We start from the raw sequence: 20,249 nt of genomic DNA on the forward strand, positions 1-20,249 counted from the left end.
ACCGATCTTGTGGTTTACACCTGTATAGAAAAGGATACGCTCTGTGGTAGTGGTCTTACCTGCGTCAATGTGGGCCATTATGCCGATATTTCTTGTATTTTCAAGTGAACAATCTCTTGACATAATTTACTCCTTTTACAAAGACGCTTACCAGCGGTAGTGAGCAAACGCCTTGTTTGCCTCTGCCATCTTGTGAGTATCGTCACGCTTCTTGCAGGCACCGCCTGTGCCGTTGAGAGCGTCGAGTATCTCACCTGCGAGTCTTTCCTTCATAGTCTTCTCGTTTCTCTCTCTGGAATACTTTGTGATCCAGCGGAGACCGAGAGTCTGACGTCTTTCGGGACGAACTTCCATAGGAACCTGGTAAGTAGCACCACCGAGACGGCGAGCCTTTACCTCAAGCTCAGGCATGATATTTTCCATAGCCTGCTGGAACACCTCAAGAGCGTCCTTGCCTGTCTTTTCAGCTACGATCTCAAATGCACCGTAAACTATTTTCTGCGCTACGCCCTTCTTACCGTCTAACATGATATTGTTGATCAGACGTGTAACGAGCTTTGAATTGTATACAGGATCCTGTAATACATCACGCTTTGCGATTTTACCTCTTCTTGGCATTTTCGCTTCCCTCCTTCATATAGATTAATGAATTCATAGGTACTCAAACCTTGTCGGTTACTGCCTAATCGGCATTGCTTCGCCGACAGGTGTGTCAGGAGCCAATGCAGAGGATCAATCGAACTTATCTATATGATCTCCGCATTACCCTGCGGTAGTAGTTATCCTATATTAATGAATGAACGGCATTATTTATACAGTCAGCCGCTGACTGACGAGAAGTATCTTACTTCTGCTTAGGCTTCTTTGCACCGTACTTGGAACGAGCCTGATTACGGTTAGCAACGCCCTGAGCATCAAGAGTACCTCTGATGATGTGGTAACGCACACCAGGGAGATCCTTAACACGTCCGCCTCTGATAAGAACGACGCTGTGCTCCTGAAGGTTATGACCGATACCAGGAATGTAAGAAGTTACCTCATAGCCGTTTGTGAGCTTAACTCTGGCGATCTTTCTCATAGCTGAGTTAGGCTTCTTAGGTGTAGCTGTTCTTACAGCTGTGCAAACGCCTCTCTTCTGAGGTGAGCTGAGGTCGATCTGAGTCTTCTTCTTAGCATTGTAGCCCTTCTGGAGAGCAGGAGCTGTAGACTTTGTCTCGAGATCCTTTCTTCCCTTACGTACGAGCTGGTTAAATGTAGGCATATTTTTCCTCCTTTTCATTAAATATTGTGCGCACACCCTGCAAAAGGGTATAGAATCCGCGCATTGATTATTATACCCTAAAAAAGGGCGGCTTGTCAAGGGGATACCTTAAAAAGCCGTCCTTTTTGATTATTTTTCGTTATTTTTCCTATTATTGTCTGTTATTTCTCAGTTGAGACTTAGCTATTATTTCAGCCATTCCCTCATATCAGCGATAGTTCCGCCGCTTCCGCGGTAAGCATAATAGGAAAGAACTATAGAAGCGTCCACTGCATTCACCTTTCCGTTAAAGTCCGCATCAGCCGCTTCTTTCTTCTGAGGATCAAAGCTTGGCTTGTGACCTGTAGAGGTGCTTGCGTACTCAGAGAGGATATAGCTTGCGTCTATAGCGTTGACCTTTCCGTCGTTATCCACGTCGCCCAGCCTTACCTTAGGGGGCTGAGGTACTGTTGTGGTTGTAACGGGAGCTGTTGTTGTGGTTGTCGTTGTCAGCCTTGTGGAAGTTGTAGTGGTCCTCGGCTTTGTAGTGGTGGTAGTTCTTGGCTTTGTTGTAGTTGAAGTAGTTGTGGTCGTAGTGGTAGTTGTAGTAGTTGTAGTAGTAGTTGTTGTAGTAGTCGTCGTTGTTGATGTAGCTTTTGTTGTAGTTGTAGTTGTAGTTGTAGTTGTTGTCGTAGTTGTAGTAGTGGTAGTTGTTGTTGTCGTTGTAATAATTACAGGTCTATACTCAATAAAGAATGTGTGAGAGTCTGAAACATCCTTACCAAGCTCATAATTATAGGTTGCAACTGTAACGGTTATGCGCTGACGTCCCGCTCTGTTCCTGTCTATATCCATTACAGAATATCCGTATCCATAGGGCAGTTCCAGAATGGACTGATTCCAGAGAAGCTGATGTCTTTCGCCGTTCTCCTCGATACGCCACAGATTTATCCTCATTCCTGCCAGTTCTATATTGTTGTCGAACTGGTTATACTCAAGCTTGTAAGGATTCTCGGTTATCTCCATTTCAATGCTGAAATCAGCAGGCTTTGCTGTGGTAGTCGTTGTTTCCGTCGTAGCTGCAGTCGTTGTCGTCGTGGTGGTCGTAGTTGTTGCTTTCTCAACTCTTACCTCAAAGTCCGCAGAGGCTGTCACCCACTCACCTGCTTCTTCATTATACACCTTATAATTGAGCTTCAGACGCTGAGGACCTATCCTGTTGCTGTCGTAATCCCTTACCTCGTACTTTTCCGGGAATGCAATGACCTCTTCATTCCTGTTGATGAGCTCCTCATTCCCGCCGTAGGTATGGTAAACGTTTACTCTCAGTCCTGCAAGCTGAAGCTGCTCGCCGACGGTGTATACTATTTTATAAGGAAGCTCCATTACCTCAACTCTTGCAGTGAATCTGTTATTCTTAACTGTCGTTGTGGTTGTCGTCTGCTCCTCAACAGTTGTGGAAGTTGTTATAACAGGAGGATTTACCTCTACCCTGAACTCTGCATAGGCAATGGAATCCTGATAGTAATAGCTTACGGATATAGTCTGAGCCCCTGCTTTAAGGCTGTCGAAGTCAGACTTTACGATATTCACGCGGTTTCTTCTGTATGAAGCCTCGTTCATTGCAAGAGGTTCAAGAACCGTGTCCTTATAGCTTCCGTCGCTGTAAAACTCCCTGTATGAGCGCAGCACCGTACCGCCGCTGAGGTCAAGCTCGTCGCCGATGGTATATGTAGTCTTATAGGGCAGACTGCCAATATCCAGCTTTGCACTTACACTGACAACATAAGGCTCTGTTGTGGTAGTCTGTGTGGTAGTTGGAGTTGTGGTAGTAGTGGTTGTTGTAGTCAGCTCCGTGGTAGTGGTCTCGGTGGTAGTAGTCGTTGTAACGGGCTCTCTCACCTCCACCTCAAAATCCGTTGAAGCTATAGAGTCATTATAATAATACATCACAGAAATAGTGCAGACTCCTGCCCTGCTGCTGTCAAAATCAGACTTGCTGATGTTGATATGGTTCATTCTGTAGGAGGCGTTCTTCATCTCCACAGGCCCAAGCACCGTATCACGATAACTGCCGTCGCTGTAGAATTCTCTGTAGGATCGCAGCAGCACACCGCCGCTGAGGTCAAGCTCCTCGCCTACTGTATAGACAGTCTTTGTGGGGTAGCTGCCGATGTCGATCTTTGCGCTTACGCTGACCACATACGGTAATGTAGTAGTTGTAGTTGAGGTAGTAGTCGGTGTTGTAGTTGTAGTTGTTGTGGTGGTCGTCGTTGTGGTTGTAGTAGTGGTAGTTGTTGTCTTTTTTGTGGTAGTTGTAGTCTTTTTGGTAGTAGTTGTGGTCTTTTGAGTAGTAGTGGCAGTAGTCGGCTTTGCGGTAGTTGTTGTAGTCTTGGGCTGAGGCACCGTAGTTGCAGGTGCATTGCCAAGAGAAATGAAATTATAGCCGCAGCTTGAAGCATATGACTCTGCCGCCGAGCCCTTATAGCCGCTGATAGAACCGCCGTATGAAGACTGCCCTATAGAAGCACTGTTGCAGATAGTAGCCTTTCCTCCGACGATACGGCAGTTAGCATTGCGTATGGTCACATTTCTCAGCGAGGAACAGCTGTTGAAAGAATTCAATCCTATGGTCGTCACAGACGCAGGCAGATCTATACTACCGAGACTTCCGCAGCCCTCAAAGGCGCTCATGCCAATGGTGTCCACGGTGTTCGGGAGCTTTACCGATGAAAGTCCCGACAAATAGGCAAAAGCACAGGCGCCAACTGTCGTTATGCCATCTCCTATCTCGACTGTATTCACTCTGTTTTCAAACTTTGCCCACGGTGTATATATAGGGCTTTCCCAACCGCCTATGCTTCCTGTACCTGTAATGGTAAGCTTGCTGCCGTCAAGTTTCCACTCCGCGCTGACGCCGCATTTTCCCGATTCCGCCACAGTAGCTTCTTCCAATATGTTCATCTGCGGGGTTACTGCGAGTGCAGCGGTAACGGGAGCAGAAACACCTGCGGATATTCCCGTTATTGCCGCCATAATAACAGCCAGTAGTTTCTTCATCTGTATCTCTCCATTTCAGCAGTAATTTGTATCACTGTTTCTTCATGTAGTCCTCAAATACGTCCTTATCACCTGTGCTTGTAGAGGTATAAGCGTAATAGGAGAGAATGTACGATGCGTCGATAGCGTTTACAGCGCCGTTCTTATCGGCATCTGCGGCAACCTTCTGCTCTGCATCAAGCTCAGACTGCTTATTGGTGGAGTTGTTTGCATATTCTGTGAGTACATAGCTTGCGTCAACAGCGTTTACCATGCCGTTTCTGTCAACATCGCCCAGATAATTCACAACAGGCACACTGACAGTGAGCTTGCAGGTATTGTGTCCGCCGCTGCTGCTGTAGAAAGTTATATCCACAGTACCTGCACCAACGCCCTTTATCTGATTGTTCTCGATAACAGCAATTGATGTATCCGCTGACTCGATACGGTCAAGAGGCCAGCCATCGGTGTAGTAATGTGCATACTCACCCACATAAATACTCGGAGTGTCAATGAAGAAGCTTGTGGGTATCTGATTTATTGTGGTAGTAGTGACAGCGGTAGTCGTTGCGGAAGTTGCAGTAGTCGTTGAAGTTGTGGTCGATGTTGATGTTGTAGTGGTAGTGGTAGTAGTTGTGGTAGTTGTGGTAGTCTCGTTATCCTTCAGCTCCTCAAAGCGGTAGCCCTTTTCCTCACAGAATGATTCTGCCGAAGAACCGCGGTATCCTACGATAACGCCGCTGTACTTACCCGAACTTTTTGACGTATCATTGCTTATGGTATCCATACCGCCCACGATACGGCAGTTCCTGTTGCGGATGATAACTCTTTTCAGATTAGGACAGTCTCTTAACGCACTAAGACCTATGGTCTCTACTCCGCTTGGTATATCTATGACTTCAAGCTTTGCGCAGCCCTCAAAACTGCTCATTCCCAAAGCTGTAAGGCTTTGTGGGAGCTTTACCGATACGAGAGATTGAGCATACGCTAACGCACAAGCACCTACAGATGTTATACCTTCACCTATCTCGACAGAGGTTATCTGATCGGCTATTTTTGACCATGGCAAGCGCTCAGGCGATTCCCAGTTACCCATTTTGCCCGTTCCCGATATAGTAAGCTTTCCACCTTCATACTTCCATTCTGCTGAGTCTCCGCACTTGCCTCCTTCAGCAACTCTGACATCCTGAGCGGATATACCTCCGATATCAGGGGATACCGCACATACATTTACAGCCGATACAGTTCCTGCGCATATAGCAGCTGAAAGTGCTGCTGCAATCAATTTTTTCATGTTAAATTCCTCCCATTTTAATATTTTTAAGTTTATATAATAAATAACAGCGGAACGTCCCCACGCTCCGCTGCATTATCATCTTCTTCTCGGAACAAACAGCATTATCAGCGGATATATCTCAAGACGACCGAGAAGCATATCAAAGCATAATACTACCTTTGAGAATGCATTCAGTCCGCCCAGATTTCCCGCAGGGCCGAATCTTCCGACACCGAATCCGATGTTGTTCATACAGGTTATTACCGCAGAGGCAGATTCTTCTATAGTAAAGCCGTTAAGTGTTACCAGCAGGACTGAGATACACATGAGCATTATAAACAGTATAAGGTAATTGCTCACGCCGCGCACTACGTCCTTTTCAACAGGCTTGCCGTCCATTTTGACAGTAGACACTGCACGGGGATTTGTGATGTATTTCAGTTCCTTGATGCCTGTTTTTATAAGTATCATTATACGGGATACCTTCATACCGCCTCCTGTTGAGCCTGCGCAGGAGCCCACGAACATGAGCAGCAGCAGCAGTGTCTGCGAGAATACAGGCCATTGTGCCGTATCAGTAGTGGAAAATCCTGCCGAGGTTATGGTAGAAGCCACCATAAAGAAAGTATGTCTGAGAGTATCTCCGACTCCGTCATAAAGCTTGTGTACATTTACGGCGATAATAGCTGTAGCGGCTATTATAACACCGAAATAAGTCCTTACCTCCTCATTTTTATAAGCCATCGAGAACTTTTTGATAAGAAGATAATAGTAAAGGTTGAAATTGACACCGAAAAGTATGATAAATGTGGCAATCACCATTTCGATGTAAACACTGTCATAGTGACCAATGCTGTCTCCCCATATGGAGAAGCCGCCTGTACCTGCTGATGAGCAGGCGTGTATCACTGCGTCATACAGCGGCATTCCGCCGAAAAGAAGCATTATTGCCTCAGAAACGGTAAGTGTGATGTATATGCCGTAGAGAATACGTGCTGAAAAGCGTGATTTCGACACAAGACGTCCTACCTTCGGACCTGCACACTCAGCCCTCATCATATGCATAGTACGAACATCGTTGCTGGACATGATAGCCAGCACGAACATGAGGACTCCCATACCGCCCAGCCAATGGGTAAAGGCTCGCCAGAAAAGGCATGACCGCGACATTGCCTCGACATCGGCAAGTATGGTCGCACCTGTGGTGGTAAAGCCCGAGACCGTTTCAAAGAGAGCACTGGGATAGTCAGGTATCTCTCCCGATATAACAAAGGGAAGAGCGCCTATGCACGACATGGTTATCCATGATGCCGCAACGCTGACAAAGCCCTCCATTGAATAGACCTGATTGTTTTTCGGTTTTATTATCGTAAAGCCGAAGCCTATTGCCATCGTTATGAGAAAAGGTATCCCAAAGGACGAGACTACGTGTTCTTCCCCATAAATAAAGCCCACTATTATGGGAAGAAGCATGAAAAGTCCGACGACCTTCAGTATCTGTCCCATAATATAAGATATCATTCTGTAATTCATAGTTTAATTGATATGCACTCCTTAGTCAAAGATATTGCTGAGGTCATGCATACCCTTAGTAGTGGTTATAACCACAACGCTGTCATTTACCTTCAGGCAGTCATCTCCCTTTGGTATAATGAGCTCATTGCCTCTTGCAATGCTTGCGATAAGTATGCCGCTTCTGAGATTGAGCTTTTTCAGCGGTACATCTACATACTCCTTCTTGTCGCGGACAATAAATTCGATAGCTTCAAGTCTGTCGTTCACAAGACGGTAAAGGGTCGTAACATTGTTTCCCTGAGAATTCTGTTTAGCACGGACATACTGGAGTATCTGATTCACCGTGATAGTTTTGGGCGAGATGATACTGTCAAGGTCGAGAGTGTCCGAAAGCTGCATGAGGGACATTCTGTTTACCTTTGTTACGACCTTGTCAACGCCGTTATTCTTGGCAAGGAGAGAGAGAAGGATATTCTCCTCGTCTATGCCTGTCAGGGTGACTACAGCGTCGGCGTCGTAAACGCGCTCCTCCTCAAGGATATCGTGGTCTGTACCGTCGGCACAGGATATATCCACCTTGTTGAGTCGGTCAGAGAGCTCAAGACAGCGCTCGCGGTCTATCTCGATTATCTTGACCTTGACACCCATTTCGATAAGCTGCTGAGCAAGATGATAGGCAACTCGTCCGCCGCCGATGAGAACTGCGGATTTTACGCGCTTTTCGCGGTAAGCCGCACTTATGCTCTTAAAAAACTTGACCATATTGCTGTGAGAAGCGGTCATGTGTATCTTATCGCCTGCTCTGAGCACGAAATTTCCGTTAGGGATAGTCAGCTCATCGCCGCGCTGAACTGCGCAGATAAGGACATCAAGTCTCATACGCCTTGAAAGCTGGCTGAGAGCCACGCCGTCAAGGATACTGCCGCTGGTTATGCGTATCTCGGCAAGGTCAACTCTGCCCTTTGCAAAGGATTCTATATTGATAGCCTCGGGATAACGCAGCACCTTTGCTATTTCGTTTGCAGCGTTATAATCGGGGTTTACCATCATACTGATGCCAAGCTCCTCACGCATGAATACCAGCTGTTTATCGAATTCGGGACTGCGGACACGGGCGATACAGTGACGTGCGCCCATTCTCTTTGCAATAAGGCATGATAAAATGTTTACCTCGTCAGATGTAGTGACTGCTATCAGGATATTTGCCTTTGAAACATTAGCTTCTTCAAGAACTTCGGTCTGAAGGCAGTTTCCGACGATACCCATTACGTCAAAATCATTTGTGGCAGCCTCAACAAGAGATTCCTTTTTATCAATTATGGTAACACTGTGTTCATCGCTGAGCACCTCAGCGAGAGCACTTCCCACCTTGCCGCAGCCTACGATTATAATCTCCATAATTCCTCCGTTAAATATGCATGAAATATTGTGAAAATGCAGATATATTTATTCACTATAATCAATGTTTGCTCAACAACGCCCGACAGGGCAAAATGAGCATGACATAAAAGAATGTGATGTGCAAATCCCCTGTATTATAAAGAATTTGCGCCCCTGAACAAAGTTCAGGGCAATAACCGCTTTACGGCGGTTATTGAGGATACATTAATTATAATCCCACAACAGGGATTTGTCAATATAAATAAAATTAATTCATAGATCATAATGCACGGTGTATAATTAATAATTCATACCATACAAGGTTATCTGGTTTGCCAATAATTACACATTATGCATTACGAATTATGCATTATATTGTTCCTCCAGCCATTTTATCATGGCGTCAAAGCCCTCCTGAGTACGTTCAAACTCTGCCTCATGCTCTATCTCCGCCTTCATGGAGCAAAGCCTGCCGTGCCATGTCATGCATTTCAGCTTCTCGCCGTTGCTTATCTTATAAGAGAAGTCCCCCTTGCTGCCCGAAAAGTCGTTGCCGCTCTCAAAGTAGTAGAACTTGGGTATCTCAAATATCTCGGAAACGCTCATTTACCGAAGCTCCTTTCAAAATAATCCACGGCAAGTCCGAGGTCATCGTAAACCGCCGAAAGCAGAGGCTTTATCTCATCGTCGGGCTGTGTCATATCGGGTATCATTATAGCGTGACAGCCTGCGGCGTGGGCAGCCTTTATGCCGTTGGGAGAATCCTCAAATGCAGCACATTCCTGCGGAGGAAGTCCCAGCTCACCTGCCGCTGTCAGATATATATCAGGGGCAGGCTTGCCCGTTTCCACCATATCTCCGCAGATGACTGCCGAGAAAAACTTAGCCGCACCTATCTTTTCAAGGTATTCTGTTGTTCTGCTTCGGGGAGTTGCCGTAGCTACAGCCATTTTTATCCCCCTGCCGTTTAAATAGTACAGGAGCTCGAAAAGTCCCTTTTTCACTTCCAGTCCGTGCTCGTTTATGTACTCCGCCATGAGCTCGGTTCGGTGAGCGCGTATATCCTCGGTGGGGCAGTCCTCTCCGAGAAAGCCTTTCAGCGTAGGTATCGAGTATTTTCTCGCCATACTGCGGATAGCGTAGACGTGCTCGGGCTTCATATCATAGCCGAAGTCCTTTGCGGACTGTATCCAGAATTTAAGATAGAGCTTTTCGGTGTCTATCATAAGACCGTCCATATCGAAAATAGCGCCCTTGAGATCGTTCATTCAAATATTCCTTTACTATAATATTATCTTATAAAATTTGTAGGCTGCCACTCTTCCTTTTCGGGAAGTCCGTATTTCTCCCTGCCAAGAGCGATAGACTTCATAAGAAAGCTCATATTCCTTGCAAGCACTCTCATGGTCTGAAGTCCCTCTGCGTCCTGAGCTGCTTCGCCCGAAAGTCTGCCGTGAACGCTGTTCCAGTACTGACTTGAAGCCACAGGCATACCGCATATAGTGAAGTACTTGTTCAGCTCGTCGAATGTTGCCGAACAGCCCCCTCGCCTTGCTACGGCAACAGCCGCGCCCACCTTCATGGTCTTGTCGAAGTGTGTACTGTAGAAAAGTCTGTCAAGACAGGCTATAAGCGTGGCATTTGCCGAAGCATAGTACACAGGCGAAGCCGCGATAAGTCCGTCAGCCTGTTCGAATTTCTGTGCTAATTCGTTGACCTCATCATCGAAAACGCACCTGCCCTTACTGCCGCAGCTTCCGCAGGCGATACAGCCTCTTATAGCCTTGTTTCCTATCTGTTAGACTTCAGTCTCGATGCCCTCCTGAGCAAAGACCTTTACCATTTCATCAATTGCACGGGAAGTATTCCCATTTGCTCTGGGACTGCCGTTAATTATCAGAACCTTCATAGTAAAATCTCCTTTGTAAGTAATACTTGGTCATAGGTTAATCAAGTTTTAAATAAAATGTTTTGTGTACAGGAAGACAGGAACTGACTTCCCTGCAAGGTTATCGGGTCCAACGGCAATTACGGATCATTCCGAACGCGGACAGCAGACACAGCGCCCCGACATTACGAATTATTAGAAAGCAAGGGCGGAACGATTCCGCCCTCTCGCCCTTATATGTTTTGCAGAATTATTACCAGTTTATCATCCAGCTGTACATACCCTCATACTGACGGGCAGAGCTGTTCCATGAGAAATCCTGCTCCATTGCCCTCTGTACCATTTTATCCCACTCTTTGCGGTAATTGTAGTAAACACTCTTTGAGTAGTTTATAGTGCTCAGCATTTCGTCGCCGTTAAAGTTTGCAAATGAGAAGCCGTTGCCTGTTCCCTCAAACTCGTTGTATGGCTGTACGGTGTCCTTTAATCCGCCTGTTTCGCGAACTATAGGCAGTGTACCATAGCGCAGGGCAATGAGCTGAGTAAGTCCGCAGGGCTCAAACAGTGACGGCATAAGAACTGTATCCGCTGCCGCATAGAGCTTATGGGCAAGTTCGTCGTTGTAGAGGATATTTGCAGAGACTCTCTCGGGATACTTCCACTGATAGTGCCTGAACATATTCTCATACTTTGGATCGCCTGTTCCGATTATGACGAACTGGGTGTTCTCGTCGCAGATACGCTCCATAGCGTAATTCACAAGGTCAAGTCCCTTCTGGTCGGTAAGACGGGATATTATGCATATCATGTACTTGTCCTTGTCAACGGGAAGTCCCAGCTGCTCCTGCAATTTCATCTTATTTTCAGCCTTTTTGGTCTTGAAATTCTTTGAGGTAAAAGGCGTAAATATCTTGCTGTCGCTTGACGGATCGAACACCTTATAGTCGATACCGTTGAGTATACCTCTCAGTGAAGCAGACCTTGCGCGGAGAAGTCCGTCAAGCTGTTCGCCGTAGAATGGGTATTTTATCTCCTCGGCGTAAGTCTCGGATACTGTAGTGATGTAATCCGCATAGACCAGACCGCCCTTGAGCATATTTGCGTTCTTGTTGAACTCCAGCTTATCGGGAGTGAACATATACTCAGGCAGAGCCGTATTGTAGCGGAATGTGTCTATATCCCATACGCCCTGGAATTTCAGATTGTGGATAGTCATTACCGTTTTAGTAGAGCTGTAGAAAGGATTTGTTGCAAAGGCAGAATGCAGGAAAACGGGAATGAGCGATGACTGCCAGTCGTGGCAGTGAATGATGTCGGGACGGAAGCCTATAACAGGCAGGATAGCCAGTACAGCCTTGCAGAAGAAGGTAAAGCGCTCGATGTCCCACCTGAGGTCAGACGAATAGGGAGTATCGCATTTGAAGTAGTACTCATTATCCACGAAATAGAACTTGATACCATTGTATTCGTACTCCATAATGCCGACATGGACTCCCTCGCTTCTCATGCCATAGTCCATATAGAAGTGATGAACGTACTTGAATTCATTTCTGTATTTATCAGGTATACAGGTGTAGTAAGGCATAATGACTCTTACGTCGTAGTTGTTTTTATCTATATACTGCGGAAGTGCGCCTACAACGTCAGCAAGACCGCCTGTCTTTATAAATGGTACGCACTCAGAAGCAGCGAACAGTATATTATTCATAGCATATCTCCTTATCAATTACTTGTTACAGCCCTTACCTGTAACCTTAATTTATATTATATACTAATTTTGACAATTAGTCAATACAAAAATATGAACATTGCACTAATGTTTGATTCATAATGCATAATGAGCAATTATTTAAATCCGTCCGCGAAGCGGACACATTAATTCCCAATTCTAAATTCTCAATTTTCAATTCACGGACGACCAATGGTCGTCCCTATAATTATGCATTATGCATTATGAAATATGCATTAAAAAAAGAGCAGCCGAAGCTGCCCTTTTAATGTAGTATAGTCTGTACTGTCAAAGCGCCGCTTAGCTAAAGTACTTAACGCCGCTCTCGAATATCTTCTGGTCTTTCTCACCCTGAACGTTCTTGCAGATATAGCTGCCCTTACGCTCTGAGTGTCCCATTTTACCGAATACACGTCCGTCGGGAGAAGTGATGCCCTCGATAGCCTCAATGGAAGTATTGGGGTTATAGCGTATATCCATAGTCGGATTACCGTCAAGGTCAACGTACTGTGTAGCTATCTGTCCGTTGTTTGCAAGCTGCTGAATGAGACTTGCAGGAGCTACAAATCGTCCCTCACCGTGAGAGATAGCAACTGTATGTATGTCGCCTACCTCGCAGCCATAGAGCCACGGGCTCTTGTTTGAGGCGATACGTGTATTTACCATCATGGACTGGTGACGGTTGATAGTATTGAATGTAAGCGTAGGAGCGTCGTCAGCCATGTCGATTATCTCGCCGTATGGCACAAGTCCCAGCTTGATAAGTGCCTGGAAACCATTGCAGATACCAAGCATAAGTCCGTCGCGGTTCTTCAGAAGGTCGTGAACTGCGTCCTTTATCTTGGGGTTGCGGAAGAATGCTGTGATGAACTTACCGCTTCCCTCTGGTTCGTCACCGCCACTGAAGCCGCCGGGTATCATGATTATCTCTGAGCGTCTTACTGCGCTCTCGAAGTATCTCACACTCTCCTCAATGTCACCAGCGGACAGGTTGCGGATAACAACTACCTCAGGCTTTGCACCTGCCTTCTCGAAGGCTCTTGCGGTGTCGTACTCGCAGTTAGTGCCGGGGAATACAGGTATAAGAACTCGCGGCTTAGCTATCTTTGTTGAAGCTGAAAGCTGTATGCGGTTAGGTGAAGAATATGTCTGCAGAGTTGCGTCTGTAGTCTTTATGCGGCATGGGAATACAGGCTCAATCTTAGCCTCCCATACTCTCTGGAGGTTGTCGAGGCTGATAGTGTAGTCCATGCAGAGTATCTTGTAATCTGAGATAGTCTTACCGATGATGTTCTCACCGCTCTTTGCGTCGCCTTTGAGCTCGATGATAAACGCACCGTAGCAGGGCTTGAAGAGCTCCTTAGCGCTGAGACGAGTTGTGAACTCAAAGCCTATCTTGTTGCCGAAGCACATCTTTGCGATACCCTCTGCAAATCCGCCGTAGCCGTTTGTCCAGATAGCATTTGCGCGGTCGTCCTTGATGATCTGCTCTACCTGATCGAAGCAAGCCTTGATGCTGTCCCACTTTGGAAGTCCGTGCTCATCGTACTCGGGAACTATAGAGATAACGGTATTTCCTGCGCCCTTGAACTCTGTAGAAACTACCTTGTCTGCCATAGCAGTTGAAACTGCGAAGGAGACCAGTGTAGGCGGAACGTCTATGTTCTCAAAAGTACCTGACATTGAGTCCTTGCCGCCGATAGAGCCGCAGCCCATTTCAAGCTGAGCCTTGAATGCACCCAGAAGTGCAGCCATCGGCTTGCCCCAGCGTGTGGGATCGTTCTGAGTCCTCTCGAAATACTCCTGGAAGGTGAGCCAGCACTTCTTATATGTACCGCCTGCTGCAACTACCTTTGCAATAGACTCGATAACAGCCAGCATTGAACCGTGGTAAGGAGATTTTTCGGAAATATCGGGGTTATAGCCCCAGCCCATAAGTGAACAGGTATTGGTCTCGCCCTTTAATACAGGTATCTTTGCAGCCATAGCCTGTGAGGGAGACATCTGATATACTCCGCCGAAAGGCATGAGGACTGTGCCAGCGCCGATAGTTGAGTCGAACTTCTCTATAAGTCCCTTCTGTGAGCATACATTGAGGTTCGACATGAGCTGTGACCATGTCTCTGCGCTGTCTGTAACATCATCATCAGCAGCAAATGCTGGAGCTTCTACTTCTATATCAGTATACTTTGGTGCACCGTTGGAGTTGAGGAACTCGCGTGAAAGGTCAACGATAGTGTTGCCGTTCCATACCATTTTAAGTCTCGGCTCTTCAACAACATCGGCAACGAGGGTAGCTTCAAGGTTCTCCTTTGCAGCCTCCTCCATGAACTTATCCTTGTCCTCGGGAGCTATAACAACAGCCATTCTCTCCTGAGACTCGGAAATAGCTATCTCAGTACCGTCGAGACCGTCGTACTTCTTGGGAACTGCATTGAGGTCGATAATGAGACCGTCTGTCAGCTCGCCGATAGCAACTGAAACGCCGCCTGCACCGAAGTCGTTGCAGCGCTTTATCATCTTTGTTACCTCGGGGTTGCGGAACAGTCTCTGGAGCTTTCTCTCCTCGGGAGGATTACCCTTCTGGACCTCAGCACCGCAGTGTTCGAGGGATTCCAGTGTGTGTGACTTTGATGAGCCTGTAGCACCGCCGCAGCCGTCACGGCCTGTCTTGCCGCCGAGGAGTATAACGATGTCTCCCGGAACAGGTCTTTCCCTGCGGATATTCTCAGCAGGAGCAGCACCGAGAACTGCGCCTATCTCCATACGCTTTGCAACATAGCCCGGGTGGTATACCTCTGCAACATGACCTGTGGCAAGACCTATCTGGTTGCCGTATGAGCTGTAGCCGTTGGCAGCTCCGAGTGTTATCTTTCTCTGAGGCAGCTTGCCTGCGATAGTATCCTCAACGGGTACGAGAGGATTAGCTGCACCTGTCACACGCATAGCCTGATAAACATATGAACGTCCCGAAAGAGGATCACGGATAGCGCCGCCCAGACAGGTAGCAGCACCGCCGAAAGGCTCTATCTCGGTAGGGTGGTTATGAGTCTCGTTCTTGAACATGAGTATCCAGTCTTCAAGCTCGCCGTCGATGTCCACCTTTATCTTTACTGAACAAGCATTTATCTCCTCGCTCTCGTCAAGGTCGGGGAGCTTTCCGTCAGCCTTCAGCTTCTTTGCTGCAAGGGTAGCAAGGTCCATAAGAGTCATGGGCTTGTCCGTTCTGCCCAGCTCCTTGCGGACATTCACATACATATCGTATGTATCTTTTATATAAGGAGTATCTATCTTTACGTTTTCAACATTTGTGAGGAATGTGGTATGACGGCAGTGGTCAGACCAATAGGTATCTATCATGCGTATCTCGGTGATAGTGGGGTTGCGCTTCTCCTCGTTGCGGAAATAGTCCTGACAGAACTTTATATCGTCATAGTCCATAGCAAGACCGAACTTGTCCACAAATGCATGGAGGCCGTATGCATTGAGGTTGATGAAGCCCTCCAGCTCCTCGACTGTAGTTGGTATCTCATAGTTAGTATCGAGAGTCTTGACAGTCTCAAGTGAAGCCTCGCGGCTCTCAACAGGGTTGATTATGTAGGATTTGAGCTTAGTGAAGTCATCATCGCTGATGATACCAGAGATTATGTAAACTCTTGCGTTTCTTACGCGGCAGCGCTCTCCCTGACGGAGTATCTGGATACACTGCTCGCAGCTGTCGGCTCTCTGGTCGAACTGACCGGGGAGGTACTCAACGGCGAAAATGCGGTCGGTCTCTGATACTGCGGGGAGCTCGTCGTATACCACATCAACGGCAGGCTCTGAGAAAACAGTGCTTACAGCAGCCTTGAAATCCTCCTCGCTGAGCTTGTCTGCGTCGTATCTGTTGAGGATACGGACTCCCGAAATATTAAGTCTGAGGGCAGTTTTAATATCGCTGAGCACGGACTGAGCTTCAACTGCAAATTCAGGCTTCTTTTCAACGTAAATTCTGAATACGGACATAATTCAGTTCTCCTTTTCGTTAATTTTATTTATAACTATAAATAGCATTATTTATAGATGTCCATTTATCGCCAAACATAAAAGCACCGCAAGCAATGTACGATTATCGTTTTTGATGAGAATAAGCGAGTTTATGAGCGAAACGTGGACGGGGGCGCAGGCACTGCGCTGCCAAAACAGCAGTCGTGACCATACTCTTCTATTATAACACTAATTATCCGATTACGCAAACTTTTTTCGGGATTTTTTCGAGAAATTTTTATTAATGTATAGTCAGGTGCATATCCGCGGTGAAATTCTGTAGAATTTTCACGTTCAAACAGCACGGGGACTGTTTTGCCCACCAGAGAGCTGAGATATTTTTCCCTTGTTTCGTCAGCCGCCGCAGTCATCTCCTGCCAGCGCTGAGTTTTTACGCTCTCCGCCACCTGTCCCGTCATTTTGTCGGCTCTTGTGCCCTTTCTTCGGGAGTATCGGAAAACGTGCACCTTTGCAAAGCCTATTTTCCGTATAAACTCCACGGATTCTGCGTGGTCTGAGTCAGTCTCCTGAGGAAATCCCACCATTACGTCCGTAGTGAATGAGCAGTCGGGGAAAATGCTCCGTATACGCTCTGTCAGCGCAAGATATTCCTCCGCAGTATACTTGCGGTTCATGGCTTTCAGCGTCCTCTCGCAGCCGCTTTGCAGGGACAAATGGAACTGGGGACAGAACTGAGGCAGGGCTTTCAGCCTATGCAGAAGCTCCTCCGACATCATCTCGGGTTCTAATGAGCCAAGTCTTATGCGCTCTATGCCCTGAGTTTCCGCGCACAGCTCGGCAGCGTCCGCAAGGTCAAGTCCCCATTCTCTGCCATAGAAGGCAAGATTTATACCCGAAAGGACTATCTCCCTGACTCCGCTTTCCGCAATAGCCTTTACCTCCTCACGAAGCACCTCAACAGGCTTTGAGCGGCAGCGTCCCCTTGCAAAGGGTATCATGCAGTATGAGCAGAACTGATTGCAGCCGTCCTGTATCTTCACAAAAGCACGGGTATTGCTGTCGAAACGGGTACATTTCAGGGGCTCGAACAGATCTTCGGAGCTATAGTCAGAAAGCTCAACGACACGGCTTTTGTTCACAAGGCAGTCACCTACCAGCTCCACGATATGGGCTCTTGACTTTGTACCTGCGATTATATCCGCCTCGGAGAGCTTCGCCGCTTCCTCTCGGTTAGCCTGCGGATAGCAGCCGGTAAGTGCTATGACAGCCTCGGGGAGCGCTGCCCTTGCCTTGCGCAGAGCCGCCAGTGCGCGGCTGTCTCCAGATGAAGTGACTGTGCAGGAATTTATGACAACCGCATCAGCCTCTGTCATATCCTCGGTAACATCATAGCCTGCCTCACGGAAAAGGGACTTCATGCACTCGGTCTCGTAGTGATTCACCTTGCAGCCAAACGTAATAAAATTTATTTTATACATAATTTGTTCCTTTTTGTCTTTTTCAACAGTATTTTATGAACAAAGGGTTATATAAAATATGCACAAAAAATCACAGTGTAATTTATGCACACTTAATAACTAAAAAATTGCTTGCTCTTACTCAATCAATTATACCAAATTGACGAAAATGTGTCAAACGCCTTGACACTATGAGCATTTAATGCTATTATGGTATTGCGGAAGTGGAAAAGCCGCTGAAAAAGAAATAAACGAGCAAAAACACAACAAACAGGAGGTATTAAGCATGACTAAAACAACTGTTAATCTTCAGGCAATCAACGACGTAAAGGAATTCGTCAATATAGTTATGAAGTACGACTTCGATATTGACCTCGTTTCCGGCAGATACGCCATTGACGCTAAGTCGATCATGGGTATCTTCAGCCTCGACCTCTCTAAACCCATTCAGCTCAACGCGCACACAGATAATGCAGACGCATTTCTTAAAGAGATCGACAAGTTCATCGTTAAGTAAGATTTAACATAACACACAAAACAAAAGGGATATGTTCCGTACGGAATGTATCCCTTTTTCCTTATTTTCATTGAACAGCGAGTTAAAAATCGATAATGACGGGCGAGTGAAACTCGCCCCTACGCGGTCATTGGGGTTCATCAATAATTAAGCATTATGCATTATGAATCGGACCTCATTGTCTGTCGTAGTATTTCTTTCCGCCATTGGGACGGAAATATGTCCTGATATAGCCGTCCTTTGACAGGATAACGAACTCGTTGGTATCCTCGATATAGTAAACGCCGTCGCCGTCCTCGGCTTCGGTCTTGTGGAGCGCCTCCTTGTTATTGATAACATCGCTGGCGCCCTTTTCATAGTCCTTTGGAGAACTGTAATCAAAATCGCCGTCAAACTCGCTTCCGTGCTTCTCAAAATGCTCGTTGAGGAGCTTTTTGCTGCGGAAATGATACTCAACATATGTGCCGTCATCAAGCCCGAATACGGAAGTTGCTGTAGTTTCAGCAATAGCCTCTGTGGTGGCAGTTTTTTTATTCTGCTGTTTTTTTGCCGTAGTCTTTGTGGCTTTGACTTTTTTGGTGGAAGTCACAGCCTTTGTTGTCTCGGGAGCCTTGATAGTCCAGTCCTGTATATCTACAGCAGAGGTAGTCTCGCGCTGTGTTTTTTCCGAATAGCTTTCATTATGGTCGGTACAGCCGCCGAAAACTGCCGAAGCAAGCAGAGCTGACGACAAAAATGCAAGTATCCTTCTGTTATCCATATCCTTTGGCTCCTTTCACGCCTTGTTTACTACATTATACAGCAAGCGCCCGAGAATATCAAGTTACAATTTGACAAAAAAACCGTAAAGAAGAATAACTTCCTTACGGTTTTTGCAATATCAGCTCATTGCACGAACTTCCCTTATATCATAGCTTAGCTCATATCTGTCGTCAGCGCATTTGCTGTAAAAGCTGCTGACTATTCGGCTTGCCACAAGATGTCCGCCCTCGTCATCTGTACCGATGAGGAGTATCGCCACTCTGTCATCTCCGCAGACCGACGACATATCACCGCGTCTGAGGCATTTCCGCACTGATTCAGCAAGCAGGTTCATTGTCTTTCTTCTCTCGGCTCCTGTAGAATCGCCGGTGTGATCAAGCTTCATTATAAGCATCTGTGCATTCTTCTGTGTACGCTCAAGCACTCTCAGTACAAATCGGAATATATTCGTGAAATCAACGGAACGGACGCAGTATGCTCCCGAATCGCCGTCGTTTATCTCCATAATGCTGTCGATATTCATCATGTGCTCAGAGTTCTCGCGCAGAGAAAATGCGGAAATACCGCGAAGTCTGCGGATAAGGAGCTGTCCGCTTATAGGGAGCCTTACCACGTCGTCAAAACCCATGCCCAGAAGTATCTCCTGATTCTCACAGCTGCACTCTGAGGTAACAGCCGCAACAGGGACGTTTCTGAATCGTTCATACGTTTGTATATCGGCAATTACAGTGCCAATGGCTCCGCCGCAGTATTCCTCTGACACAAGAATTATATCACATTTTTTCAGTCCGTTCACATCGGAAGCTATGGTGTATTCCAACTCTTCGCCTATGGTTTTTTCCCAGAAATCAGCCTTGTTAGAACTGTCGATGATACCTGCTGTCATAGCTCCGCCTCCTTGTTCAAAAAAAGTTCATAAATCTATTATATCACAGAGGTCGGAAAGTTTCAAGTATCTGTTGCTACAAATTTTCTATGAATTTTTTGGCATTTTAGCCATTGTTTATGCAGAGGGCGCTGTTACAGGCGCCCCCTTATCCCCAATTCAGCCGTCAGCTTACTGCTCGTCGTCGATGAATTCGAGAATATCTCCGGGCTGACAGTTCAGCGCCTTGCAAATGGCATTGAGGGTCGAGAAACGAATTGCGCTGACCTTGCCTGTTTTCAGCTTTGAGAGATTGACATTGCTTACCCCGACACGCTCACTGAGCTCGTTAAGGCTCATCTTCCTGTCCGCCATTACGCGGTCAAGTCTTAAAATTATTGACATACAGGCTCACCTCATAACGTCTCGTCGGATTCTGTCTGGAGAAGCCTGCCGTAGCGCAGTATCTCAGCGATCACCAGAAACAGAACAGCAAAAAAGATAGAATCTCCTCCTGCTATGACTGCCTTGAATATGCCAAGATCTTTTCCTTCAAACACTGCCTGTATCAGACATTTAACTATAAAAAGTCCT

General features: G+C 46.6%; 16 protein-coding genes and 1 pseudogene. 1 reads left to right on the forward strand and 16 read right to left on the reverse strand.

Annotated features, from left to right (window positions below; all coding sequences use genetic code 11):
• The 13 genes and pseudogenes from K5677_RS08210 to mtaB all read right to left on the reverse strand — a co-directional run.
• On the reverse strand, positions 1 to 123 hold a 123-nt coding region (locus K5677_RS08210), incomplete at its 3' end, for a GTP-binding protein (protein ID WP_296726737.1).
• Between the two features lie 24 nt (positions 124 to 147).
• Positions 148 to 618, reverse strand: a complete 471-nt coding sequence (gene rpsG / locus K5677_RS08215; RefSeq protein WP_028515382.1) for a 30S ribosomal protein S7 — start codon at positions 616 to 618, stop codon at positions 148 to 150.
• Between the two features lie 226 nt (positions 619 to 844).
• Positions 845 to 1,261, reverse strand: a complete 417-nt coding sequence (gene rpsL, locus K5677_RS08220; RefSeq protein WP_019680939.1) for a 30S ribosomal protein S12 — start codon at positions 1,259 to 1,261, stop codon at positions 845 to 847.
• Positions 1,262 to 1,447: 186 nt separating this feature from the next.
• Positions 1,448 to 4,300, reverse strand: a complete 2,853-nt coding sequence (locus K5677_RS08225) for a leucine-rich repeat protein (RefSeq protein ID WP_296726701.1) — start codon at positions 4,298 to 4,300, stop codon at positions 1,448 to 1,450.
• Positions 4,301 to 4,331: 31 nt separating this feature from the next.
• Entirely contained in the window at positions 4,332 to 5,573 is a 1,242-nt protein-coding gene (locus K5677_RS08230; RefSeq protein ID WP_296726703.1) for a leucine-rich repeat protein, read from the reverse strand.
• Positions 5,574 to 5,651: 78 nt separating this feature from the next.
• On the reverse strand, positions 5,652 to 7,076 hold the full coding sequence (locus tag K5677_RS08235; RefSeq protein WP_296726706.1) for a TrkH family potassium uptake protein: 1,425 nt from the start codon (positions 7,074 to 7,076) through the stop codon (positions 5,652 to 5,654).
• Positions 7,077 to 7,109: 33 nt separating this feature from the next.
• Positions 7,110 to 8,468, reverse strand: coding sequence for a Trk system potassium transporter TrkA (trkA, locus tag K5677_RS08240; protein WP_296726711.1), 1,359 nt, complete (start codon positions 8,466 to 8,468; stop codon positions 7,110 to 7,112).
• Between the two features lie 345 nt (positions 8,469 to 8,813).
• Positions 8,814 to 9,056, reverse strand: coding sequence for a hypothetical protein (locus tag K5677_RS08245; protein WP_296726714.1), 243 nt, complete (start codon positions 9,054 to 9,056; stop codon positions 8,814 to 8,816).
• Positions 9,053 to 9,718, reverse strand: a complete 666-nt coding sequence (locus K5677_RS08250; RefSeq protein WP_296726716.1) for an HAD family phosphatase — start codon at positions 9,716 to 9,718, stop codon at positions 9,053 to 9,055. The genes K5677_RS08245 and K5677_RS08250 overlap by 4 nt, the downstream gene beginning before the upstream one ends.
• A 23-nt stretch (positions 9,719 to 9,741) precedes the next feature.
• Positions 9,742 to 10,359 (reverse strand): annotated as a pseudogene (locus K5677_RS08255) (flavodoxin family protein).
• A 232-nt stretch (positions 10,360 to 10,591) separates the two neighbouring features.
• A complete protein-coding gene (gene glgA / locus K5677_RS08260) occupies positions 10,592 to 12,046 on the reverse strand; it encodes a glycogen synthase GlgA (protein WP_296726719.1) in 1,455 nt (484 codons plus the stop codon).
• 321 nt (positions 12,047 to 12,367) lie between these two features.
• Positions 12,368 to 16,072: a phosphoribosylformylglycinamidine synthase gene (locus K5677_RS08265; RefSeq protein ID WP_296726722.1), complete on the reverse strand. Its 3,705-nt coding sequence runs from the start codon at positions 16,070 to 16,072 to the stop codon at positions 12,368 to 12,370.
• A 131-nt stretch (positions 16,073 to 16,203) separates the two neighbouring features.
• Entirely contained in the window at positions 16,204 to 17,532 is a 1,329-nt protein-coding gene (gene mtaB / locus K5677_RS08270; RefSeq protein ID WP_296726725.1) for a tRNA (N(6)-L-threonylcarbamoyladenosine(37)-C(2))-methylthiotransferase MtaB, read from the reverse strand.
• A 265-nt stretch (positions 17,533 to 17,797) separates the two neighbouring features.
• On the opposite strand from mtaB, the gene K5677_RS08275 reads away from it, so the two are divergent.
• Positions 17,798 to 18,028: an HPr family phosphocarrier protein gene (locus K5677_RS08275; RefSeq protein ID WP_024860854.1), complete on the forward strand. Its 231-nt coding sequence runs from the start codon at positions 17,798 to 17,800 to the stop codon at positions 18,026 to 18,028.
• A gap of 175 nt (positions 18,029 to 18,203) precedes the next feature.
• On the opposite strand, the gene K5677_RS08280 is transcribed toward K5677_RS08275, so the two are convergent.
• From K5677_RS08280 to K5677_RS08290, 3 genes are all read right to left on the reverse strand, one after another.
• The gene (locus K5677_RS08280) at positions 18,204 to 18,788 is read right to left on the reverse strand and encodes a hypothetical protein (protein WP_296726730.1); all 585 of its coding nucleotides are present in this window, start codon (positions 18,786 to 18,788) and stop codon (positions 18,204 to 18,206) included.
• A 120-nt stretch (positions 18,789 to 18,908) separates the two neighbouring features.
• Positions 18,909 to 19,676, reverse strand: coding sequence for a hypothetical protein (locus K5677_RS08285; protein WP_296726732.1), 768 nt, complete (start codon positions 19,674 to 19,676; stop codon positions 18,909 to 18,911).
• Between the two features lie 171 nt (positions 19,677 to 19,847).
• Positions 19,848 to 20,060: a helix-turn-helix transcriptional regulator gene (locus tag K5677_RS08290; protein WP_296726734.1), complete on the reverse strand. Its 213-nt coding sequence runs from the start codon at positions 20,058 to 20,060 to the stop codon at positions 19,848 to 19,850.
• Positions 20,061 to 20,249: the final 189 nt, after the last annotated feature.

Source organism: Ruminococcus sp. (assembly GCF_024684275.1).

Excerpts from the sequence above, each read along its gene's own strand:
- glgA (WP_296726719.1), bottom strand. The coding sequence starts at position 12,046 with ATGAATAATATACTGTTCGCTGCTTCTGAGTGCGTACCATTTATAAAG.
- K5677_RS08265 (WP_296726722.1), bottom strand. The coding sequence starts at position 16,072 with ATGTCCGTATTCAGAATTTACGTTGAAAAGAAGCCTGAATTTGCAGTT.
- K5677_RS08290 (WP_296726734.1), bottom strand. The coding sequence starts at position 20,060 with ATGTCAATAATTTTAAGACTTGACCGCGTAATGGCGGACAGGAAGATG.
- K5677_RS08250 (WP_296726716.1), bottom strand. The coding sequence starts at position 9,718 with ATGAACGATCTCAAGGGCGCTATTTTCGATATGGACGGTCTTATGATA.
- K5677_RS08230 (WP_296726703.1), bottom strand. The coding sequence starts at position 5,573 with ATGAAAAAATTGATTGCAGCAGCACTTTCAGCTGCTATATGCGCAGGA.
- rpsG (WP_028515382.1), bottom strand. The coding sequence starts at position 618 with ATGCCAAGAAGAGGTAAAATCGCAAAGCGTGATGTATTACAGGATCCT.
- K5677_RS08245 (WP_296726714.1), bottom strand. The coding sequence starts at position 9,056 with ATGAGCGTTTCCGAGATATTTGAGATACCCAAGTTCTACTACTTTGAG.
- trkA (WP_296726711.1), bottom strand. The coding sequence starts at position 8,468 with ATGGAGATTATAATCGTAGGCTGCGGCAAGGTGGGAAGTGCTCTCGCT.
- K5677_RS08280 (WP_296726730.1), bottom strand. The coding sequence starts at position 18,788 with ATGGATAACAGAAGGATACTTGCATTTTTGTCGTCAGCTCTGCTTGCT.
- mtaB (WP_296726725.1), bottom strand. The coding sequence starts at position 17,532 with ATGTATAAAATAAATTTTATTACGTTTGGCTGCAAGGTGAATCACTAC.
- K5677_RS08235 (WP_296726706.1), bottom strand. The coding sequence starts at position 7,076 with ATGATATCTTATATTATGGGACAGATACTGAAGGTCGTCGGACTTTTC.
- rpsL (WP_019680939.1), bottom strand. The coding sequence starts at position 1,261 with ATGCCTACATTTAACCAGCTCGTACGTAAGGGAAGAAAGGATCTCGAG.
- K5677_RS08225 (WP_296726701.1), bottom strand. The coding sequence starts at position 4,300 with ATGAAGAAACTACTGGCTGTTATTATGGCGGCAATAACGGGAATATCC.
- K5677_RS08285 (WP_296726732.1), bottom strand. The coding sequence starts at position 19,676 with ATGACAGCAGGTATCATCGACAGTTCTAACAAGGCTGATTTCTGGGAA.
- K5677_RS08275 (WP_024860854.1), top strand. The coding sequence starts at position 17,798 with ATGACTAAAACAACTGTTAATCTTCAGGCAATCAACGACGTAAAGGAA.